The sequence below is a fragment of the Polaromonas sp. genome (genome assembly GCF_049790275.1).
Lineage (GTDB): Bacteria > Pseudomonadota > Gammaproteobacteria > Burkholderiales > Burkholderiaceae_C > Polaromonas.
The window spans coordinates 1-17817 of record NZ_JBAQYR010000008.1 but is presented as its reverse complement, the minus strand read 5'-3'; the positions used below and the strand labels follow the sequence as shown (position 1 = coordinate 17817).

25 protein-coding genes and 2 pseudogenes are annotated in these 17817 nt (G+C 59.1%); 9 read left to right on the top strand and 18 right to left on the bottom strand.

Features of this window, described 5'->3' with window-relative positions:
• A pseudogene (locus WA904_RS01235) lies at window positions 1-265 on the top strand (cytochrome c biogenesis protein CcdA); the annotation flags it as partial.
• A 1-nt stretch (window position 266) separates the two neighbouring features.
• Window positions 267-851 (top strand): thioredoxin family protein, encoded by a 585-nt coding sequence (locus tag WA904_RS01230; RefSeq protein WP_425195304.1) that lies wholly within the window; start codon window positions 267-269, stop codon window positions 849-851.
• 104 nt (window positions 852-955) lie between these two features.
• On the opposite strand, the gene WA904_RS01225 is transcribed toward WA904_RS01230, so the two are convergent.
• Both WA904_RS01225 and WA904_RS01220 read right to left on the bottom strand, forming a co-directional pair.
• The gene (locus WA904_RS01225; protein ID WP_425195303.1) at window positions 956-3193 is read right to left on the bottom strand and encodes a PAS domain S-box protein; all 2238 of its coding nucleotides are present in this window, start codon (window positions 3191-3193) and stop codon (window positions 956-958) included.
• 20 nt (window positions 3194-3213) lie between these two features.
• Window positions 3214-4383: an FIST signal transduction protein gene (locus tag WA904_RS01220; RefSeq protein ID WP_425195302.1), complete on the bottom strand. Its 1170-nt coding sequence runs from the start codon at window positions 4381-4383 to the stop codon at window positions 3214-3216.
• Between the two features lie 331 nt (window positions 4384-4714).
• On the opposite strand from WA904_RS01220, the gene WA904_RS01215 reads away from it, so the two are divergent.
• The 3 genes from WA904_RS01215 to WA904_RS01205 all read left to right on the top strand — a co-directional run bounded on the left by WA904_RS01215 (window position 4715) and on the right by WA904_RS01205 (window position 6554).
• Window positions 4715-5707, top strand: a complete 993-nt coding sequence (locus tag WA904_RS01215; RefSeq protein ID WP_425195301.1) for a PhnD/SsuA/transferrin family substrate-binding protein — start codon at window positions 4715-4717, stop codon at window positions 5705-5707.
• Between the two features lie 122 nt (window positions 5708-5829).
• Window positions 5830-6042: a DUF1737 domain-containing protein gene (locus tag WA904_RS01210; protein ID WP_425195300.1), complete on the top strand. Its 213-nt coding sequence runs from the start codon at window positions 5830-5832 to the stop codon at window positions 6040-6042.
• A complete protein-coding gene (locus WA904_RS01205) occupies window positions 6039-6554 on the top strand; it encodes a DinB family protein (RefSeq protein ID WP_425195299.1) in 516 nt (171 codons plus the stop codon). Before WA904_RS01210 ends, WA904_RS01205 begins: the two co-directional genes overlap by 4 nt.
• Before the next feature lie 205 nt (window positions 6555-6759).
• On the opposite strand, the gene WA904_RS01200 is transcribed toward WA904_RS01205, so the two are convergent.
• On the bottom strand, window positions 6760-6924 hold the full coding sequence (locus WA904_RS01200; RefSeq protein ID WP_425195298.1) for a hypothetical protein: 165 nt from the start codon (window positions 6922-6924) through the stop codon (window positions 6760-6762).
• 47 nt (window positions 6925-6971) lie between these two features.
• Here WA904_RS01200 and WA904_RS01195 point away from each other — a divergent pair, with 47 nt between their 5' ends.
• Window positions 6972-7745 (top strand): DUF4145 domain-containing protein, encoded by a 774-nt coding sequence (locus WA904_RS01195; RefSeq protein ID WP_425195297.1) that lies wholly within the window; start codon window positions 6972-6974, stop codon window positions 7743-7745.
• A 240-nt stretch (window positions 7746-7985) separates the two neighbouring features.
• Here WA904_RS01195 and WA904_RS01190 read toward each other — a convergent pair whose 3' ends face one another.
• The gene (locus WA904_RS01190) at window positions 7986-8690 is read right to left on the bottom strand and encodes a DUF4197 domain-containing protein (RefSeq protein WP_425195296.1); all 705 of its coding nucleotides are present in this window, start codon (window positions 8688-8690) and stop codon (window positions 7986-7988) included.
• Between the two features lie 15 nt (window positions 8691-8705).
• Here WA904_RS01190 and WA904_RS01185 point away from each other — a divergent pair, with 15 nt between their 5' ends.
• Window positions 8706-9218 carry a TlpA disulfide reductase family protein gene (locus WA904_RS01185; protein WP_425195295.1) on the top strand — a complete coding sequence of 171 codons (513 nt, stop codon included), beginning with the start codon at window positions 8706-8708 and terminating at the stop codon, window positions 9216-9218.
• Window positions 9219-9404: 186 nt separating this feature from the next.
• Here the strand turns inward: WA904_RS01185 and WA904_RS01180 are convergent, their stop codons facing one another.
• The gene (locus tag WA904_RS01180; protein ID WP_425195294.1) at window positions 9405-9857 is read right to left on the bottom strand and encodes a c-type cytochrome; all 453 of its coding nucleotides are present in this window, start codon (window positions 9855-9857) and stop codon (window positions 9405-9407) included.
• Window positions 9858-10065: 208 nt separating this feature from the next.
• Here WA904_RS01180 and WA904_RS01175 point away from each other — a divergent pair, with 208 nt between their 5' ends.
• On the top strand, window positions 10066-10746 hold the full coding sequence (locus WA904_RS01175; RefSeq protein ID WP_425195293.1) for a cytochrome b/b6 domain-containing protein: 681 nt from the start codon (window positions 10066-10068) through the stop codon (window positions 10744-10746).
• An 88-nt stretch (window positions 10747-10834) separates the two neighbouring features.
• Window positions 10835-11332, top strand: coding sequence for a GNAT family N-acetyltransferase (locus WA904_RS01170; RefSeq protein ID WP_425195292.1), 498 nt, complete (start codon window positions 10835-10837; stop codon window positions 11330-11332).
• Between the two features lie 147 nt (window positions 11333-11479).
• Here the strand turns inward: WA904_RS01170 and WA904_RS01165 are convergent, their stop codons facing one another.
• The 13 genes and pseudogenes from WA904_RS01165 to tuf all read right to left on the bottom strand — a co-directional run.
• Window positions 11480-11986 (bottom strand): peroxiredoxin, encoded by a 507-nt coding sequence (locus WA904_RS01165; protein WP_425195291.1) that lies wholly within the window; start codon window positions 11984-11986, stop codon window positions 11480-11482.
• 190 nt (window positions 11987-12176) lie between these two features.
• Complete coding sequence (gene rpsQ / locus WA904_RS01160; protein WP_077593718.1) at window positions 12177-12446, bottom strand: 30S ribosomal protein S17; 270 nt, start codon at window positions 12444-12446, stop codon at window positions 12177-12179.
• Window positions 12446-12652, bottom strand: coding sequence for a 50S ribosomal protein L29 (gene rpmC, locus WA904_RS01155; protein ID WP_425195290.1), 207 nt, complete (start codon window positions 12650-12652; stop codon window positions 12446-12448). The genes rpsQ and rpmC overlap by 1 nt, the downstream gene beginning before the upstream one ends.
• Window positions 12653-12664: 12 nt before the next feature.
• Window positions 12665-13081, bottom strand: a complete 417-nt coding sequence (gene rplP / locus WA904_RS01150) for a 50S ribosomal protein L16 (protein WP_077593716.1) — start codon at window positions 13079-13081, stop codon at window positions 12665-12667.
• A gap of 24 nt (window positions 13082-13105) precedes the next feature.
• Window positions 13106-14023 carry a 30S ribosomal protein S3 gene (gene rpsC, locus WA904_RS01145; protein WP_096671111.1) on the bottom strand — a complete coding sequence of 306 codons (918 nt, stop codon included), beginning with the start codon at window positions 14021-14023 and terminating at the stop codon, window positions 13106-13108.
• 15 nt (window positions 14024-14038) lie between these two features.
• Window positions 14039-14368, bottom strand: a complete 330-nt coding sequence (rplV, locus tag WA904_RS01140; protein WP_077593714.1) for a 50S ribosomal protein L22 — start codon at window positions 14366-14368, stop codon at window positions 14039-14041.
• A gap of 9 nt (window positions 14369-14377) precedes the next feature.
• Window positions 14378-14656, bottom strand: coding sequence for a 30S ribosomal protein S19 (gene rpsS, locus WA904_RS01135; RefSeq protein WP_077593713.1), 279 nt, complete (start codon window positions 14654-14656; stop codon window positions 14378-14380).
• A 9-nt stretch (window positions 14657-14665) separates the two neighbouring features.
• The gene (gene rplB / locus WA904_RS01130; RefSeq protein WP_425195289.1) at window positions 14666-15490 is read right to left on the bottom strand and encodes a 50S ribosomal protein L2; all 825 of its coding nucleotides are present in this window, start codon (window positions 15488-15490) and stop codon (window positions 14666-14668) included.
• Window positions 15491-15492: 2 nt separating this feature from the next.
• Entirely contained in the window at window positions 15493-15819 is a 327-nt protein-coding gene (rplW, locus tag WA904_RS01125) for a 50S ribosomal protein L23 (protein WP_077593711.1), read from the bottom strand.
• Entirely contained in the window at window positions 15816-16436 is a 621-nt protein-coding gene (gene rplD, locus WA904_RS01120) for a 50S ribosomal protein L4 (RefSeq protein WP_077593710.1), read from the bottom strand. The genes rplW and rplD overlap by 4 nt, the downstream gene beginning before the upstream one ends.
• The gene (gene rplC / locus WA904_RS01115; protein ID WP_293602828.1) at window positions 16436-17119 is read right to left on the bottom strand and encodes a 50S ribosomal protein L3; all 684 of its coding nucleotides are present in this window, start codon (window positions 17117-17119) and stop codon (window positions 16436-16438) included. Before rplC ends, rplD begins: the two co-directional genes overlap by 1 nt.
• A 203-nt stretch (window positions 17120-17322) precedes the next feature.
• On the bottom strand, window positions 17323-17637 hold the full coding sequence (gene rpsJ / locus WA904_RS01110; protein ID WP_007838118.1) for a 30S ribosomal protein S10: 315 nt from the start codon (window positions 17635-17637) through the stop codon (window positions 17323-17325).
• A 25-nt stretch (window positions 17638-17662) separates the two neighbouring features.
• Window positions 17663-17817 (bottom strand): annotated as a pseudogene (gene tuf, locus WA904_RS01105) (elongation factor Tu); the annotation flags it as partial.

Here is a 17817-nt window from a genome sequence, read left to right as displayed (position 1 = left end):
GGTGGCCACCACGCCCGAACCGGCGCAGGCGGCACTGCTGCTGGGCTGCTATTCACTGGGCGCTGCACTGCCGATGCTGGGCATTGCCTACGGCGGCCAGTACGCATCGCTGCGTGTGCGCGAACTGGTCCGCCATGCGCACCGCCTGCAGCAGGGTTTTGGCGTGGTGGTGGTGCTGACGGCGCTGGCCATGCACTTCCAGTACGACAGCGTGGTGGCTGTCTGGCTTTCCGATTTTTACCCTTCGATCCAAACAGGACTCTGACATGAACCCCCTCACTTCTCCGGATTCACATCCTTCCATACACGGCATCGAGCGCCGCACCTTTCTGGCCACACTGCTGGCGCTGTCGGCCGGACATGCGGCCCATGCCGCACCCAGCTTTTACGACCACGGCAGCGCGCCGGAGTTTGCGGGCATCGATCAATGGCTGAACTCGCCGCCGCTGACCATGGCCGGCCTGCGCGGCAAGGTGGTGCTGATCGACTTCTGGACCTACGCCTGTGTCAACTGCCTGCGCACGCTGCCCTACATCAACCGCTGGGCCAGGCTCTACCGCCAGGAGGGACTGGTGGTGGTGGGTGTCCACACACCCGAATTTCCTTTTGAGCGCTCGACCGCGAACCTGCAGACAGCCATGCAGCGTTTCAGCGTGAAGCACCCGGTGGCACAAGACAACAGTTATCGCACGTGGAAGGCCTACGACAACAAGTACTGGCCGGCCACCTACCTGGTGGATGCCAACGGGCGCATCCAGTACCGGCATTTCGGCGAGGGGGAGTACGAACAGACCGAATCGGCCATCCGGGTGCTGCTGGCGGCGGTGGGCAAACCCGGACCGCGTTCCTGAAGAAAACCAGCGCCGGGGGTTATTTGCATGATGCAAAAACTGCCGTCAACCCTTTATTTATCTGCGTCTAAAGCTATCAAATTTGTAGCGCCCCCATCCGATGATCAGTCAATGGCACCGAACCGGCTGTCGTTTTTCAAGGCGAACCCACCGGGAAGTTTCTCGCCGGCCGAATAACTGCGGGACAAGCTGAAGAAAAAAGTGGTGCCTACACCTGGTTGGGATTCAGCCCATATCCGTCCGCCATGCCGCGTAATCACCCGGCTCACTGTGGCGAGCCCGACGCCGGTACCGGGAAACTCGGCGGCGGAGTGGAGCCTTTGAAAGGCCCCGAACAGTTTGTCTGCGTGTGCCATGTCGAAGCCGGCCCCGTTGTCCGAAACAAAAAATACCTCCTCGGTTCCGGCGTTTGGGCTGCGGCCCACGGTAATCTCGGCGCCGTCACGGCGGGACGTGAATTTCCACGCGTTGCCCAGCAGGTTTTCCATGGCCACAAAGAGCAGGCCTTCGTCGGCCTCCACCAGCAGCCCGGGCTCCACGACGACGGTTATCTGCCGATCGGGCTCCCCGGCCTGCAGCTCGGAGAAAACTGCCGTGGCGATTTCACTCAGATCGAGAGGGACAGGCTGCAAGGTGTTGCGTGATACCTGGGCCAGCGCCAGCAGGCTTTCGATCAATTGACCCATGTGCGCCACGCCATTGCGAATCCGCGACATGTAGTGGTGCACCTTCGCACTGTCATCTGCGCGCAGTTGCTTGGCCAGCAGCTGGCTGAAACCATCGATGGTCTTCAGGGGCGCACGGAGATCATGTGAAACGGAATAGGAAAATGCCTCCAGCTCCCGGTTGGACAACCGCAAGGCGGCTTCAATCGCCTTGATTTCCGTGATGTCGGTGTCCATGCCTATCCAGCAAGTGACGTCTCCACGGGAGTCCAGCACCGGAGACGCCCTGTAGGCCAGCACATGGTAGCTGCCGTTCGCTGCGCGAACGCGGCGGACGCCTGTAAACATCTCCCGGCTCTGGCTGACCAACTTCCACTTTTCCTGCATCTCGGCTACATCCTCGGGATGGACCACTTCGGTCCACTCGTGCCCATACCACTTGGGAGGCGCCCCCCCTACCAGCTCATACCAGAACCGGTTCACATAGGTTACGGCGCCTTGAGTATTGACAATCCACATGACTTGAGGCGCCTGGTCGGCGGCTGCCTGGAACAAAGCCTCCTGCCGTGCCAACGCCTCGGTGCGATCCGCCACCTTGAGTTCCAGTTTTGTGTTGAGCTGCCTGATCTCTTCCAGCAAGTTCACATTCTCGATGGCCGCCGAGGCGATCTGGACCAGCTGTTCCACCACGTATTGGTCCTGCTGCGTGAACTCGCCTTCGCATTTATCCGAGAACTCCAGCAAACCCACGTTTTCGCCGCTGCGGTTTTTCAGCGGTATCGCGAGCCAGCCACGCATGGGCGGACGGGTATGCCCCCACTCCGCTGGGATGCACCAGCGCGGATGAGACTGCAGCCCGGCCTGCGTGAGGCGCATCGGAAGGTTGGCTTCACACACCGCCGCATCAACGCCAATGCCCACGTCGGCACTGCCTGGCTCGTTCACCCGCGCATGCCACTCGACGTATTTGTCGGAGAACGACATGCCACTGCCCGCTTCGAATGAATTCCTGTTGGGCAACAGCCTCACGAAACACTGGCGGGCCCGGACGACGGCCCTGGCCTGGCCGGCCAGCTCCTGAAGCAGAGGCTCCAGCGTCTGGTGTTGCGTGATGGCCTGAGCGGCGGCCGTGGCGCGCTGCATGGTCAGCATGTCCTCCTGCACACGCTTTTCGGCATGTTTGCGGGCGGTGATGTCCCGGACAATGACGACGATCTGGGTCTCCAGCAGCGGCACCAGCCGCGCTTCCCAGTGGGACTCCTGTCCTTGCAGCACGGTTGAATACTCAATGCCTGTCGGGGCGTTTTCCTGGATCACCCGCCGAAAGGATTCCAGCAACTGATCAGCGACGTCCACGAAAAGCGTGTCCCGAATCTGCTTTCCAATCAGATTCCGGCGCGTGAGCATCAGGCCGCTGCTGGTGCCCGCCTTGATGTCAAGAATGATTCCTTGATGGTTGAGCCGAAGCACCAGGTCCGGGATGGCCTGGAAAACGGCCCGCATTTCCGAGTTCGCATCGAGCAGCTCCTGTGAACTCAGTTCGAGGGAGTGCTCCAGCATTCCGCGATCGGCGTCGAACTCCCGATAAGCGTCGTTCACTCCATGGATGAATGCCTGCCATTCCGGCGGAATGCTGGGGGGGTCGCCAAGATGACGCCGGAGCTGGCGCTTCAGCAAGCTGTGCATCGTCTCCATCGCTACCGTTCTGAAAGAGTGGTGATGGTCATGGTCTGGTTGTGCAACTCGCATTTGGCGCCGGGCGTGAACGGGGAAATTTCGCCATAGGAATAAAACCCCGCCAACACCGCACCTGTTCCCAGGACCTCGCTCACGGCTTCCACCTCTTCCTCAATGCGTTGTTTGAGCACGAGTTTCCGGCCCACGCAGCTGATCAGGATCGCCAGATCGGGAACAACGGAGCCGATGGCTTCGTAGCTGGTCCGCGCCGCTCCGGTGGCACCATCAATCAGCCGGTCAAAGTTGGCTTTCATCAGGCGGGCGTAGGCGCCTTCGGGAACGTCGCCCGCGAAGGTCAGGCTTTGCGCATTTTCATCCACGGACAGAATCGTCCGGACCACCGGGGTCTCACCGGCCTTGGTGCGAACGCTCAGCGGGAACAGCAGTCCGGTGGCGGGAAGTCCGTCCGCATGTTCACCCAGATACTGCTTGTACAGGCCCAGTGCGGAATGCCCGTCCAGCTCATACAGGATGTTGGCCTCCGACCTGGTGATGAGCCTTTCGGGACCGAAGGAATCCCACCCACCCAGCGAACCCACGCCGATCTTCAGCCGGCTGCCATACAGGCCCAGCGCGGCAATGGTGCCTGTTTCCGGTGCGTTGTTCCGGAACACCCGCGTCTCGCCAAAGCGTGCGCCGTCGCCGGCCAGCCCACCGGTCATGGTGACGCCTTCGGGCAAATGCTTCATCACACCGGACACAAAATCGCTGCCGTTGACTTTGAGCCCATCGGTCAGTACCAGCACGTGCGCCAGTTTTTCCTCCGCACCGGTGGCTGCGTCGCGGACCGACCGCGGCAGGTTTTGCCCGATCCATTCACCCGCCTCCAGGCTGTCCGGGGTTTGGGTCAGGCTGACTTCGGCGCTGCGGAGGAGGGTGTGCTCAAAGTGCACCGCGGTGACAACCAGTGAATCATCGAGCACCTGGGTGCCGCAGATTTCCCCTGCGGTGGAGCAGCCAAGAAGGTGTGCGGCAGGATAGTCTTGCCGGATCGCGGCGACCAGATCAGGTCTGCGCAAGGCAGCGGCAGCGCCAAACACCAAAACCAATTGGGAGGATTTTGCGATGGCTCCGGGAGAGGCGGCTGTCCATCCCAGAGCTTCCGTCCATTTTCTCTGCTCGACATTCATGAATGGAATTCCCGTTTGGTGGGTGATGGACGACGTGTTCTGGCCAGTTTACGCTTGCCTCCCTCTATCGAAACCATCAAACACAAGCGCGAACTTGCCCTTGTTCTGGGGCACTGTCCACTGCCCCTGCGCCTTCTGCATGGACCGGACGCGCACCGTTTCCGACTTCTTTCCTGCGCGCCTCAAAAAAACTGTTACTTTCATGACAAATCGCATGTAACCAAATGTACTACAGGCTCGTTTCTCATGCACACTGACTTGGGTGAGCGGAAGTTTCTGCCCACCGCGGGTCAGTGGCCCGGTTTATTTCAACAAATTCAAGAGGACTTTCATGAAAATTCGTACGTACTGCGGGGCAGTGCTTTCAGGTGCTGCTTTTGTGCTTGTTTCGGTGGCGGCACAGACCGACGGCAGCAGCGCCGCTCGGGCCAAGCCCGCCTCCAAACCGGCAGCGGCAGCACCTGCGTACAGCGGTCCACGCGAAAAACTGGTGGTGGCCATGCCCAAGACGTATGGGAAAAGCGAAACCATGACTCTGTGGGGCGACTACTTCAGCCACCTGTCGCGCTGCGGGAACATCGACCTGCAGAACGCCCAGGGCGAGTCGCTGGAGCGCACCACCAACATCGACATCCTTGGCGAGAAAGAGTTGATCGACAGCATCTCCACCGGCAAGGCGCAGCTGGCGCAGGTCAACCCCGGCCTGGCGGCGCAACTGGTGACCACCGGGCAGCCCGCTCCGTTCGGGGTGCCGGGCAACAAGGCCAGCGGTGTGCGCAATTCCTACAAGCTGATCCTGGTCACCCGCATCGACAGCCCCTACCAGAAGCCGCAAGATCTGGTGGGGAAAAAAATCGCGCACACCACGCCCACGTCGAACTCAGGCAACCTGGCGCCGCGCGCGCTGTTCCCGGCGCTGGGCCTGACACCCGACAAGGATTACGAAGTGGTTTTTTCCAACGGGCACGAGCGCTCCGTCACGGGTGTGATGCATGGTTTTTATCCGGCCGCGGCTGTGGCCAGCGATTTGTACCAGCGCATGATCGTCAAGGGCGATATCAAGGGGTCGAGCATCCGCACACTCTGGGAAAGCCCGCCTTTCATGACGGAAACCTGGACCATGAGCAAGGACGTCTCTCCCGAGCTCCAGGCGCGGGTCAAGAAGTGCTCCTTCATCTACAACTTCTCGCCCAACCTGCGCAAGCAGCTGCCCGGCAACGACACCTTCCTGCCGATCAACTTCGAACGCGACTTTGCCACGGTGATGGAGGTTTACAAAAAGACGCAGCAGGCAAAGGCCGTGGCGCCCGCGCCAGCCAAATAAGCCGTTCAGCTGCGGGCGGCAGTCATGGGCCCGGTGCCCATGGCTGCCGCTTTTTTTTGCGTGAGTGCAGCCTGCGGCTGGGCACGGTAATATCGCCCTCCGTTTATTCGCCCCCTGCAACCATGACATCGTCCGCCACGACACCGCCCGACGGCCTCCCGATTTACCGGCTTCTCACCGGCCCTGACGATGCCAGCTTTTGCCGCCGGGTCAGTGAAGCGATGGCGCTGGGTTACCGGCTTTACGGTTCTCCGACAGCCACGTTCAATGGCGAGAACGTCATCGTTGCGCAGGCGGTGATCTGGCCTTCCGTGCAGGAAAAATTCCAAGCATGAACCCGGCCACCCTTCAGGCACTTGCAGAATTTCCGAGCCAACTGGCGCATTTCTACGAAGCCGTTCCCGAAACGTACCGGTACTGGTCACCGCCATCATGGGAAGGCATTCCCAGCGAAACTTTCACGGCGATCGGGCAGCTCTGCCATGTACGTGACATCGAGATCGACGGTTACCACCTGCGCTTGCAGCGCACCCTTGATGAAGACGTGCCGGTGCTGGCTTCGCTTGATGGTTATTTGCTGGCCGAACAGCGCAACTACCAGGACGCCAGTGCAGCAGAGGTGTTGTCTGCCTTAGCGGCAGCGCGCACCAGAACCTTGCAGATGATTTCAGCCCTGACGCCAGTCGAGCTGGAACGGCGGGCGGTCTTTGAGGGTTATGGCGAGCTCACCATGCGCAGCCTGGTGCATTACCTGTGCAGCCACGACCAGCAACATCTGGCTGGCTTGCAGTGGCTGCTTGGGAAAATCGACGCTTCCCGTGCTGAGCCCCCAAACAGCAGCTTGTAATACCGCATCTCGAGCGCAACCGCCTGAAGTGGGGAGGGAAGAACTGCACGCAGCGGCCAAGACAGGTGTGGACTGATTTTTCAAGCGGGGGCCGCGGAACCGGCTTCGCCAGGCCGCAGGCGCCCCCCCCCTCGGGGGGGGGAACAGGCTACACGCAGTGAGCCTGGACGGGGGTGCGCCTATTTCATGGACCCGAACACCTTCTTCAGAATCGCGCTGCCCGTGCCCACCGGGTCCTGGCGTCTTCCTTTTTGACCAGGCCGAAACCGGCGGTCGTTGCAACAACGAAGCGCTCTGCGGTCAGCATCGAGCCGCCAGCGGTTTTAGCAACGATGGCGACGACCGTCGCGACTAAAAATCGCACCGGCATGTTAACTCGGGAGGTAAACTGGCCTTATAACTACACCGGGAGGAGCCATGGATCGTAAAGTATTCAAACAGCAGTTCACCTTAAAACACACCCCCGATTGGGAGTGCCCGACATGCAAAAAGGGAACTTTAAAGATTGATACCAAAACCTTCCACAAAGATGAGATTCAGAGCTCTCGCTTCCATGACTATGAGGGTTGGGACCCGGAGTACATTGAGTTCGTATATTCAACATTGCTACGCTGCTCAAATGCTGTTTGCAAGGAGACGGTCGCAAGCACGGGCGTCGGGAGCGTCGGGCAATATTATTCTTACGACGAGCACGGGGAGACGGACGTCGAATACGACGACTTTTTTAAACCTAGATATTTCGAGCCTCCACTGCGGGTTCTTAATCCCCCCGAGCAAACTCCACCAAGTGTTTTACTGCTTTTAGAAGAGTCTTTTCGCCTATTCTTTAGCTCCCCAAGTGCTTCGCTTAATCAAGTTCGGATAGCTACTGAACAGCTCCTTACTGAGCTTGGAATTAAACGGTTCGAGGTAAAGGGTAAGAAACGGTTTGCACTCTCTCTTCACGCAAGAATTGGTCTTCTGCCAGCTAAATATGCTGGCTTCAAAGAGATGATTTTCGCGATTAAATGGCTGGGCAATGCCGGAAGTCACGCACCCGCCGAGAACAATGAAATCAAGTTAGACGACGTCCTTGACGCATATGAATTTTTGGATCACGTGTTGCAAGAACTTTATTCGCCCAAGACTTTAGGCGCGCTAAAAAAGAAAGCACAACAAGTTAACAAGAAAAAGGGACCGGTCAAAAAGTGACCGGGTAATTTATAGACCCCGTTGCCGCAAGCCGTGTTCGCGCTTTAAGTGAGAGAGGTGTCTGTGATAGCACCTTGTTCCAAAGACTCAACCTGCTCTGTTGCGACACCTTGTAGCAAGCGGGGCCCTGAATGGTCGGCCTGATGTCTACGATTTTCCATTGGCGTTTGCTGCGTAATAGCACCCATCAGCCCCCCGTTCCAGAGGCTTTTCGTTGGTTGGACCGTCCCCCGTTGCGTCTTACTTCATCGCGCCAAATACCCTTTTGAGAATCGCGCTGCCCGTCCCCACCGGGTCCTGGCGGATCTTCTTCTCTTCGTCGCCGATGATCACGTAGAGCCCGTCCAGCGTCTTGCCGGTGACGTATTGCTGGATGTTGGCATCTTCTTTCTTGACCAGACCGAAACCGGCGGCCTTGCCTGCGAACTCGTTGTATTTGTTGGCAAGGCCCACCTTGGCGGTGGCCTTGGTCACCACAGGCAGGAATTTCACGCCCAGGGGTGTGCGGGTTTTTTCGGCAAAGAAGTTGGTGACCGATGTTTCGCCACCCTGCAGGATGTTCTTGGCATCGTTCACATTCATGGACCGCACGGCACTGACCAGCAGGTCCTTGCCCATGGGCACGGCGGCTTCGGCGGCGCGGTTGATGGAAGTGACCAGTTCGTCGATGCGTTTGCCCTGGCCGAAATTTCTCAACAATTTCGATGCATCTTCAAGGTAACCGGGCAAAGGAATGCGAACTTTCGGGTTGCCGAGGAATCCATCTGTCTTGCCAAGCAGGGCCACGGCGGCCAAAGCGCCTTTTTCGAGGGCGGTTTTCAGGCCATTGGACGCTTCTGCGCTGCTCAGGTCGTTCAGCGACAGGGCCTGCGCCTGCTGGTAGGTGGCCAGGATCAGCATGCCCAGTGCGCTGATGCCGGCTTGGTTAAACTGTCGACGTTGCATGATGAAAGCCTTCAGATGAGTTCAGTTTCAAGCGCAGTATGCCGCATCGCCCTGGCTTCGGCACTGGTGCTGGGTGTGGTGTCTGGTGTGGCCGGTTGCGGCGGCGTGCAGGCGGCCCCGGAGTCGACTTTTGTGCTGCTCGACGGCAGCAAAAAGACAACAGCGGACCTCAAGGGCAAGGTGACGCTGGTGAACTTCTGGGCCACCAGCTGCGTCACCTGCGTGGCCGAGATGCCCAAAATCATTTCCACTTACAACAAGTACCAGAGCCAGGGCTACGACACCTTGGCCGTGGCCATGAGCTACGACCCACCGAGCTACGTCGTCAACTACGTCCAGACGCGCAAGCTGCCTTTCAAGGTGGCGATCGACAACACCGGCGCCGTGGCCAAGGCCTGGGGCGATGTGCAGCTCACACCGACCACTTACGTGGTCAACAAGCGCGGCGAGATCGTCAAACAGTACGTGGGTGAGCCCGACTTTGCGGCCCTGCACCAGCTGATTGAAAAACTGCTGGCTGAAACGTAGCCCGTCTCAGCTCGAAGCCCATTAAAAAAGGCCGGCCCCGCAAGGGGCCGGCCTTTTTTCATCACCCCCAGCGCACGAAGCTCCTCTTTTTCAAGCAGGGGCCGCGGGTCCGGCTTTGCCGGCCCGCAGGCGCAGCGGCCCCCTCGGGGGGCAGGGAGCTACACGCAGTGAGCGACCGTGGGGGCTTTACTTGTTCCGGAATGCGTCGTGACAGGCCTTGCAGGTATCGGCGGTTGCGGCGAACGCCGTTTTCAGGCTGTCGAGGTTGCCGGTCTTGCTGGCGGCAGCAAGCTTGGTGGTTTCCGCCTGCAACTTTTCGTTGTATTCCTTGAACTTGGCCTGCTCGGTCCAGATTTCAGGCTTGGCCTTGGTATTGCCTTTGTCGGTGCCCGGCATGAAACCGGCCCACGGGAGCTTGGACATGGCGGCCACGACCTCGGCATTGTCGGCGGCAACCTTGGCGTCATAAGGCGCGCGGCCGGACGCCATGGCGCCGACGCGGCCGAAGTGTGTGCCCATCACGGACAGTGCGCTCTGGCGGTACTTGATGGCGTCTTCCGGTTTGGCAAACTGGGCGGAAGCTGGTGCGGACAGGGCGAGCAGGGCAGATGCTGCGGCAATACTGGCGAAAATTTTCATTTTTTTCCTCGTGGTGTTTTACTTGCTGATTGGCAGTGCTTCCCGATAGACTGCCTTCCAAAGAGCTCAAGCCCTGAAGCAAAGTTCCGCTGGAACTTATGCACTAGGGTAAGCACCAAGTGAAAGCGCTGTCGGCATCGATGCAATCGCACGAAACATACCATGGCTGCGTGACCACCACAAAATCGCACAACAAGAGGGAGCACACATGAACCCATCCATTCACAAGGTCCGCGTCTGGGATTTGCCAACACGCATCTTCCACTGGGCATTGGTCGTGGGGGTGATCGGGCTGGCGATCACCGGCACGATAGGCGGCAATGCCATGGTCTGGCACTTTCGCTTTGGCTATTCGGTGCTGACGCTGCTGCTGTTTCGCGTGGTCTGGGGAGTGGTGGGCGGACGCTGGTCCCGTTTTGGTGCATTCATCTATTCACCGCAAAGCGTCATCAACTACCTCAAGGGCCGGGGCAAGCCCGAGCATGGTGTCGGCCACAGCCCGATCGGCGCCGGCTCGGTGTTTGCGATGCTGGGTTTTTTGCTGGCCCAGGCAGGGACAGGCCTGTTCAGCGATGACGAAATTGCCTTCAGCGGACCGCTCACGCGTTTTGTCTCGAACAGCGCGGTCAGCCTGGCAACGAACTACCACAAGAACATCGGGAAGTGGATACTCCTGGGCCTCGTGGTCCTGCACATTCTGGCCATCGTTTTTTACCTGTGGCGCAAACACAATCTGGTGCGGGCCATGCTCCATGGTGACAAGGAACTGGTCACCGCCGTGCCGGCTTCGCGGGACGACACGGCCTCCCGCCTGTCGGCGCTGGCGGTGCTGGGCGCCTGCGCGGCCGCCGTGTACTGGATCAGCAGCCTGGGCGCACCGGCCTTCTGACCAGCGATTCCATGTCGCCTGGCTGGTCCTGACCAGCCAGGCCGCCAAAAAAAAAGCCGATACACTGGGTCTGACGTCTACCGCACCCATGACCGCTTCTTCTCCCACGATCGAGTTCATCACACCGGCCACGCCGGCACAGCTGGATACCGCGCGAGCGATTTTCCGCGAATACGCCGACCAGCTGGGCGTTGACCTGTGCTTTCAGAACTTCGACGAAGAGCTCCTCAACCTGCCGGGTGAGTATGCAGCCCCGCAGGGCTGCCTGATCCTGGCGCTGGTGAATGGCAAGATCGCCGGCTGCTGCGCCATGCGCCCGCTGGACGCCGTGGACTACCCGAACGCCTGCGAGATGAAGCGGCTCTATGTGCGCGAGGGCTTTCGCCGGCTGGGCCTGGGACGGCAGCTGGCCGAAACAGTGCTCGATGCAGCACGCATGGCGGGCTACCACAGCCTGTTGCTTGATACCCTGAACGACATGGAGGCTGCCCGGGCACTGTACGAAGACCTGGGCTTCAAGGACATCCCGCCCTATTACCACAATCCGATAGCGGGTGCTCACTACCTGAAAGTGGATTTCTTGTAAAATCAGGCTGCGACCCTGATGTGGCGGGCGCAAGCTGCTTCATTTTTCATAGCATCTGACGAACTTCCGGCTCGGTGGAATACACAAAAAGAGCCGCTGGCCCTTCGACCTGCGGCTCTTTTTTTGGGCAAACCCGGGCGTGTGGTTTCAGCCCTTGGCTTGTGCCAGCAAGGTGGCAGCGTCGCTCACTTCAAACTTGCCCGGACCTTCCACATTCAGGGCGGCAACCTTGCCGTCCTTGACCAGCATCGAATAGCGATTGCTGCGCAAACCCATGCCGCGTGCGGTCAGGTCCAGTGTCAGGCCGGTGGCCTTGGCAAAGTCGGCGCTGCCGTCGGCCAGCATGCGGACCTTGGCACCGGTCTTCTGGTCGCGCGCCCAGGCGCCCATCACGAAAGCATCGTTGACACTCACGCACCAGATCTCGTCAACGCCGGCGGCCTTGAGTTCGTCGAACTTCTCGACATAACCCGGCACATGTTTGGCGGAACAGGTCGGCGTATAAGCGCCCGGCAGGCCAAACAGCGCAATGGTTTTGCCGGTCGAGGCCTTGGTGACATCAACGGGATTGGGACCGATGCTGCAGCCATTGCCTTCAACTTCCGAAAATTCCATCAGCGTGGCTGCGGGAAGGGTGTCGCCTACTTTGATCATGGTGTCTCCTTGAGAGGGGTGGGGGTGAAAAGGTCCGGTGCCATTTTCAACGATTCCGGCAAAATCGTGCGCCGGTCGGGCAAAGGCCCGAAGGACATCGCGGTGACTGACAGGGGACGGGCAAAAGCCGGAAACAAAAACGGCCCACATCGTGAGCCGTTTTTTGACTTGAGGTCCGGACCTGCAAGACTTAGACGATCGCAGCCTTTTCCAGCAACTTGGTCACAACCCAGTTCTTGGTTTTGGAGATCGGGCGGCTTTCGGTGATCTCGATCAGGTCGCCGGTCTTGTATTCGCCCTTTTCGTCATGGGCGTGGTACTTGCTCGACAGGGACACGATCTTGCCGTAAAGCTCGTGCTTGACACGACGCTCGACCAGCACAGTCACTGTCTTCGCGCGCTTGTCGCTGACCACACGGCCAACCAGGGTGCGCTTGAGGGATTTTTTAGCTTCCGTCATTATTTCGCTCCTTGCTTGACGATGGTCTCGGCCAGGATGGTTTTGGCACGAGCGATGTCACGGCGCGCAGAACGCAGCGTGGCGGTGTTGGTGAGTTGTTGCGTGGCTTTTTGCATGCGCAGGCCAAAGTGGGCTTTTTGCAGCTCTTTGACTTCGTTTTGCAGGCCGGCAACGTCTTTTTGGCGCAGTTCAGTAGATTTGGTCATGGTCATTTCCCCTTACTGGCCAATCATGCGGCTGACAAACGTGGTGCGCAGCGGCAGCTTGGCAGAAGCCAGGCGGAACGCTTCGCGGGCCAGTTCTTCAGGAACGCCAACGATTTCAAAGACGATCTTGCCGGGCTGGATTTCAGCCACGTAGTACTCGGGATTGCCTTTACCGTTACCCATACGCACTTCAGCAGGCTTTTGGGAAATCGGCTTGTCCGGGAAGACACGGATCCAGATACGGCCGCCACGCTTGACGTGACGGGAAATCGCACGGCGTGCGGCTTCAATTTGACGAGCTGTGAGGCGACCGCGGTCGGTACACTTCAGACCGAAGTCACCGAACGCCACCGAGTTGCCTCGTGTGGCGATGCCGGTGTTGCGGCCTTTTTGCTCTTTGCGGTATTTTCTGCGAGCGGGTTGCAGCATTTGTATTCTCCGTAGTTAGACCGATTACTCGGTCTTGGCACCGTCAGCTGCTGCAGCTGGCGCGGCTTTGCGGACGCGCTTAACGGTGGTTTTCGGGGCGTCGCTACCAGGGGTAGCTTCAGCCGGTTTGTCGCTGCCATCCGCAGGGGCCGTGTTCACGCCACCGACGGGGCCGCGCGCTGGGCGGGCGGCTCCACGGGGTGCGGACGGACGGTCCGTACGGTCGCCAGGACGCGCATCGCGACGCGGGCCGCGAGGCTTGCGTTCTTCGTCCGACGGAGCGGCATCCAGACGGGCGCCCGGCGAATCGCCGCGGCCCAGGGTGTCGCCCTTGTAGACCCAGACCTTGACGCCGATCACACCATAGGTGGTCTTGGCTTCAGAGGTGCCGTAGTCGATGTCGGCGCGCAAGGTGTGGAGGGGCACGCGGCCTTCGCGGTACCACTCGCAACGAGCGATTTCAATGCCGTTGAGGCGGCCGGACGACATGATCTTGATGCCCAGGGCACCCAGACGCATGGCGTTTTGCATGGCGCGCTTCATCGCACGGCGGAACATGATGCGTTTTTCAAGCTGCTGGGTGATGCTGTCAGCGATCAGCTTGGCATCAATTTCAGGCTTGCGAACTTCTTCGATGTTCACGGCGACCGGCACGCCCAGCTGGCGGCTCAGTTCTTTCTTGAGGTTCTCGATGTCCTCGCCTTTTTTGCCGATCACAACACCCGGACGAGCCGAGTAAATCGTGATGCGGGCATTCTTGGCGGGGCGCTCGATCAGAACGCGCGACACCGCGGCATTCTTCAGCTTGGCCTTGAGGTACTCGCGAACCTTGATGTCTTCAGCCAGCATGCCGGCGAAGTCTTTATTGCTCGCGTACCAGCGGCTGGACCAGTTACGGCTGATGGCGAGGCGGAACCCGGTTGGGTTGATTTTTTGTCCCATATCCTGTCTGCCTTCTTAATTGCCAACCACAACGTACACATGGCACGTGGGCTTGCTGATACGGTTGCCGCGGCCCTTGGCGCGCGCCGAGAAACGCTTGAGCGTGGTGCCCTGCTCGACATAGATGGTTTTCACCTTCAGTTCGTCGATGTCGGCGCCATCATTGTGTTCAGCGTTGGCAATAGCCGACTCGACCACTTTCTTGATGATTCCGGCAGCTTTTTTCTGCGTGAAGTTCAGGATGTTGAGCGCCTGATCCACTTTTTTACCGCGGATCAGATCGGCGACCAGGCGGCCCTTGTCGACCGACAGACGAACGCCCCGGAGGGTTGCACGTGTTTCCATGGTCTTTCCTTACTTTCTCACAACTTTTTTGTCAGCCGGATGACCTTTGAAAGTCCGGGTGAGTGCGAACTCGCCCAGCTTGTGGCCAACCATTTGATCGGTGATGTAGACCGGTACGTGCTGCTTGCCGTTATGCACGGCGATGGTCAGGCCGATGAACTCGGGCAGGATCATGGAGCGGCGCGACCAGGTCTTGATCGGCTTTTTGTCTTTGTTGGTAACGGCTTTATCAGCCTTGGCTACCAGGTGCTGGTCGACAAAGGGACCTTTTTTGAGTGAACGTGTCATTTCCTGGCCTTACTTCTTGCGACGCGAAACAATCATCACTTGCGTGCGCTTGTTGTTGCGGGTGCGGTAGCCTTTGGTCAGGTTACCCCATGGATCGACAGGATGACGGCCTTCGCCGGTCTTGCCTTCACCACCGCCGTGCGGGTGGTCGACCGGGTTCATCACCACACCGCGAACGGTTGGGCGAATACCCATCCAACGCTTGACACCGGCCTTGCCGAGACGGCGCAGGCTGTGTTCTTCGTTGGCGACCTCGCCAATCGTGGCGCGGCATTCAATGTGGATCTTGCGGACCTCGCCAGAGCGCATGCGCACCTGGGCGTAAGTGCCTTCACGAGCCAGCAGCGTCGCCGATGTGCCGGCCGAACGTGCAATCTGCGCGCCCTTGCCGATTTGCATCTCGATGCAGTGAATCGTCGAGCCCACAGGAATGTTGCGGATCGGCAGGGTATTGCCGACACGGATCGGGGCTTCGGCACCGCTGACCAGCGTGGCGCCAACTTCAAGGCCGCGAGGGGCGATGATGTAGGCACGCTCGCCGTCGGCGTAGCAGATCAGCGCAATGTGGGCCGTGCGGTTGGGGTCGTACTCGATACGTTCGACCTTGGCCGGAATGGCGTCCTTGTTGCGCTTGAAGTCCACCACGCGGTAGTGGTGCTTGTGACCGCCGCCTTTGTGGCGCGTCGTGATGTGCCCGTTGTTGTTACGGCCGGCCTTCTGGAATTGTGGCTCCAGCAGCGGCGCGTAAGGCTCACCCTTGTGCAGGTGGTCCCGGGAAATCTTCACCATCCCGCGCATGCCGGGAGAGGTGGGTTTCATTTTGATGACAGCCATGATTACGCAGCCTCCCCACCGATGTTCAGCTCTTGGCCAGGCTTCAGCGTCACATAGGCCTTGCGAATGTTGTCGCGGCGACCAGTGGATTTGCCAAAACGCTTGGTTTTGCCTTTTTGGTTGAGTACAGAAACGGCCTTGACGTCCACCTTGAACATCAATTCCACAGCGGCCTTGATTTCGGGTTTGGTGGCGTCCTGCAGGACCTTGAAGAGCACGGCGTTGGATTTGTCCGCGACCATGGTTGCCTTTTCAGACACGATGGGAGCGACCAGCACCTGCATCAGGCGGCCTTCGTCAAATTTTGGTTTGGTGTTCACGGCGCTCATGCAAACATCTCCTTGAGTTTGTCCATGGCGGCTTTGGTGACCAGAACCTTTTTGTAGTGAACCAGCGACAGCGGATCCGCATAGCGGGGTTCAACCACAAGAATGTTCACCAGATTGCGTGAAGCCAGGTACAGGTTTTCATCCACCTCGTCAGCGATGACCAGCACCGATTTGAGGTTCATGGCCTTGAACTTGTCGGCCAGGACTTTCGTCTTGGGCGAGTCCACGGTCAGCGAATCAACCACAGCCAGACGGCCTTCACGGGCCAGCTGGGAGAAGATGGAGGCCATGCCGGCACGGTACATCTTCTTGTTGATTTTCTGCGTGAAGTTTTCGTCAGGCATGTTCGGGAAAATACGACCGCCTCCGCGCCACAGCGGGGAAGAAGTCATACCGGCACGTGCACGGCCAGTGCCCTTTTGTTTAAAGGGCTTCTTGGTCGAGTGCTTGACCTGCTCACGGTCTTTCTGGGCACGGGTTCCCTGGCGGGCGTTGGCCTGGAAGGCCACGACCACCTGGTGAATCAGGCTTTCGTTGTATTCGCGACCAAACACGGTATCGGGCACGTCCACTTTGGACGAAGCCAGACCCTGGTCATTCAGGAGTTCGACCTGCATCAGTTCGCTCCTTTGGCAGCTGCTACTGGTTTGGCTTTGATCGCGGCACGAACCGTGACAAAACCGCCTTTGGAACCAGGCACAGCACCGCGGATCATCAGCAGTTGACGGGCTTCGTCAATGCGCACGATGTCGAGGTTTTGCGTGGTCTTGGTGACGTCACCGAGGTGGCCCGTCATGCGTTTACCGGGAAACACGCGACCGGGATCCTGCGCCATACCGATGGAGCCGGGAACGTTGTGCGAACGGCTGTTACCGTGCGACGCGCGCTGCGAGCTCATCTTGTGACGCTTGATGGTGCCGGCAAAGCCTTTACCAATGGAAGTGCCCTGCACATCCACCTTCTGGCCGACTGCAAACACGTCAGCGGCGGGCACAACAGTACCGGCAGCATATTTGCCTGCGACGTCAGCCGTCACGCGGAATTCTTTCAGGATTTCACCGGCTTCAACGCCTGCTTTCGCAAGGTGGCCAGCAGCCGGCTTGGTGATGCGCGACGCTTTGCGCGCACCAAATGCCACTTGAAGGGCATCGTAGCCGTCGTTTGCTTGGGTTTTCACCTGGGTCACACGGTTGTTAGACACATCTACCACTGTGACAGGAACGGTATCCCCATCATCAGTGAACAGACGCATCATGCCCACCTTGCGGCCCAGCAACCCGAGGGAGTTGCTCAGACTCATGCTTTTTTCTCCGTAACTTCCACCGCTGCGACTTCAATTGGCCGCAGACGTTTTGATGTGAAAGACTGTTAATAAAACCGCCCCACCCATGCACAGCATGCCCGGGACAGCCCAAGAGTATAGCGCGGACTTGCCGTATTGGCAAATCCGCGCTTTATCCCGGTTTTTGGGGCTCCGACTTTCGCCAAAACCCCGATTTCTTCTTATTGCAGCTTGATTTCGACGTCCACACCGGCGGGCAGATCGAGCTTCATCAACGCATCAACGGTTTTGTCCGTCGGGTCAACGATGTCCATCAGGCGCTGGTGCGTGCGGATTTCCAGCTGGTCGCGGCTCGTCTTGTTGACGTGGGGCGAACGCAGGATGTCAAACCGCTTCATGCGGGTCGGCAGGGGCACGGGGCCCTTGACGATCGCGCCGGTGCGCTTGGCAGTGTCAACGATTTCAGCTGCCGACTGGTCGATCAGCTTGTAGTCAAACGCTTTCAGGCGGATGCGGATTTTTTGCTTGGTGGCCATGGTAATTCCTTAAGGTGTTGCGGAATTACGCAATGATCTTGGCCACGACACCAGCGCCGACGGTCTTGCCGCCCTCGCGGATGGCAAAACGCAGGCCTTCTTCCATGGCGATCGGGTTGATCAGCTTGACGGTGATCGACACGTTGTCGCCTGGCATGACCATTTCCTTGCCTTCTGGCA

Excerpts from the sequence above, each read along its gene's own strand:
- WA904_RS01165 (WP_425195291.1), bottom strand. The coding sequence starts at position 11,986 with ATGATCAAAGTAGGCGACACCCTTCCCGCAGCCACGCTGATGGAATTT.
- rplB (WP_425195289.1), bottom strand. The coding sequence starts at position 15,490 with ATGGCTGTCATCAAAATGAAACCCACCTCTCCCGGCATGCGCGGGATG.
- WA904_RS01215 (WP_425195301.1), top strand. The coding sequence starts at position 4,715 with ATGAAAATTCGTACGTACTGCGGGGCAGTGCTTTCAGGTGCTGCTTTT.
- WA904_RS01220 (WP_425195302.1), bottom strand. The coding sequence starts at position 4,383 with ATGAATGTCGAGCAGAGAAAATGGACGGAAGCTCTGGGATGGACAGCC.
- rplW (WP_077593711.1), bottom strand. The coding sequence starts at position 15,819 with ATGAGCGCCGTGAACACCAAACCAAAATTTGACGAAGGCCGCCTGATG.
- rpsJ (WP_007838118.1), bottom strand. The coding sequence starts at position 17,637 with ATGGCCACCAAGCAAAAAATCCGCATCCGCCTGAAAGCGTTTGACTAC.
- rplV (WP_077593714.1), bottom strand. The coding sequence starts at position 14,368 with ATGGAAACACGTGCAACCCTCCGGGGCGTTCGTCTGTCGGTCGACAAG.
- rplC (WP_293602828.1), bottom strand. The coding sequence starts at position 17,119 with ATGAGTCTGAGCAACTCCCTCGGGTTGCTGGGCCGCAAGGTGGGCATG.
- rpmC (WP_425195290.1), bottom strand. The coding sequence starts at position 12,652 with ATGACCAAATCTACTGAACTGCGCCAAAAAGACGTTGCCGGCCTGCAA.
- rplD (WP_077593710.1), bottom strand. The coding sequence starts at position 16,436 with ATGCAGGTCGAACTCCTGAATGACCAGGGTCTGGCTTCGTCCAAAGTG.
- WA904_RS01195 (WP_425195297.1), top strand. The coding sequence starts at position 6,972 with ATGGATCGTAAAGTATTCAAACAGCAGTTCACCTTAAAACACACCCCC.
- rplP (WP_077593716.1), bottom strand. The coding sequence starts at position 13,081 with ATGCTGCAACCCGCTCGCAGAAAATACCGCAAAGAGCAAAAAGGCCGC.
- WA904_RS01190 (WP_425195296.1), bottom strand. The coding sequence starts at position 8,690 with ATGCAACGTCGACAGTTTAACCAAGCCGGCATCAGCGCACTGGGCATG.
- WA904_RS01170 (WP_425195292.1), top strand. The coding sequence starts at position 10,835 with ATGACCGCTTCTTCTCCCACGATCGAGTTCATCACACCGGCCACGCCG.
- WA904_RS01185 (WP_425195295.1), top strand. The coding sequence starts at position 8,706 with ATGAGTTCAGTTTCAAGCGCAGTATGCCGCATCGCCCTGGCTTCGGCA.
- WA904_RS01180 (WP_425195294.1), bottom strand. The coding sequence starts at position 9,857 with ATGAAAATTTTCGCCAGTATTGCCGCAGCATCTGCCCTGCTCGCCCTG.
- rpsC (WP_096671111.1), bottom strand. The coding sequence starts at position 14,023 with ATGGGACAAAAAATCAACCCAACCGGGTTCCGCCTCGCCATCAGCCGT.
- rpsQ (WP_077593718.1), bottom strand. The coding sequence starts at position 12,446 with ATGACGGAAGCTAAAAAATCCCTCAAGCGCACCCTGGTTGGCCGTGTG.
- WA904_RS01230 (WP_425195304.1), top strand. The coding sequence starts at position 267 with ATGAACCCCCTCACTTCTCCGGATTCACATCCTTCCATACACGGCATC.
- WA904_RS01200 (WP_425195298.1), bottom strand. The coding sequence starts at position 6,924 with ATGCCGGTGCGATTTTTAGTCGCGACGGTCGTCGCCATCGTTGCTAAA.
- rpsS (WP_077593713.1), bottom strand. The coding sequence starts at position 14,656 with ATGACACGTTCACTCAAAAAAGGTCCCTTTGTCGACCAGCACCTGGTA.
- WA904_RS01175 (WP_425195293.1), top strand. The coding sequence starts at position 10,066 with ATGAACCCATCCATTCACAAGGTCCGCGTCTGGGATTTGCCAACACGC.
- WA904_RS01205 (WP_425195299.1), top strand. The coding sequence starts at position 6,039 with ATGAACCCGGCCACCCTTCAGGCACTTGCAGAATTTCCGAGCCAACTG.
- WA904_RS01210 (WP_425195300.1), top strand. The coding sequence starts at position 5,830 with ATGACATCGTCCGCCACGACACCGCCCGACGGCCTCCCGATTTACCGG.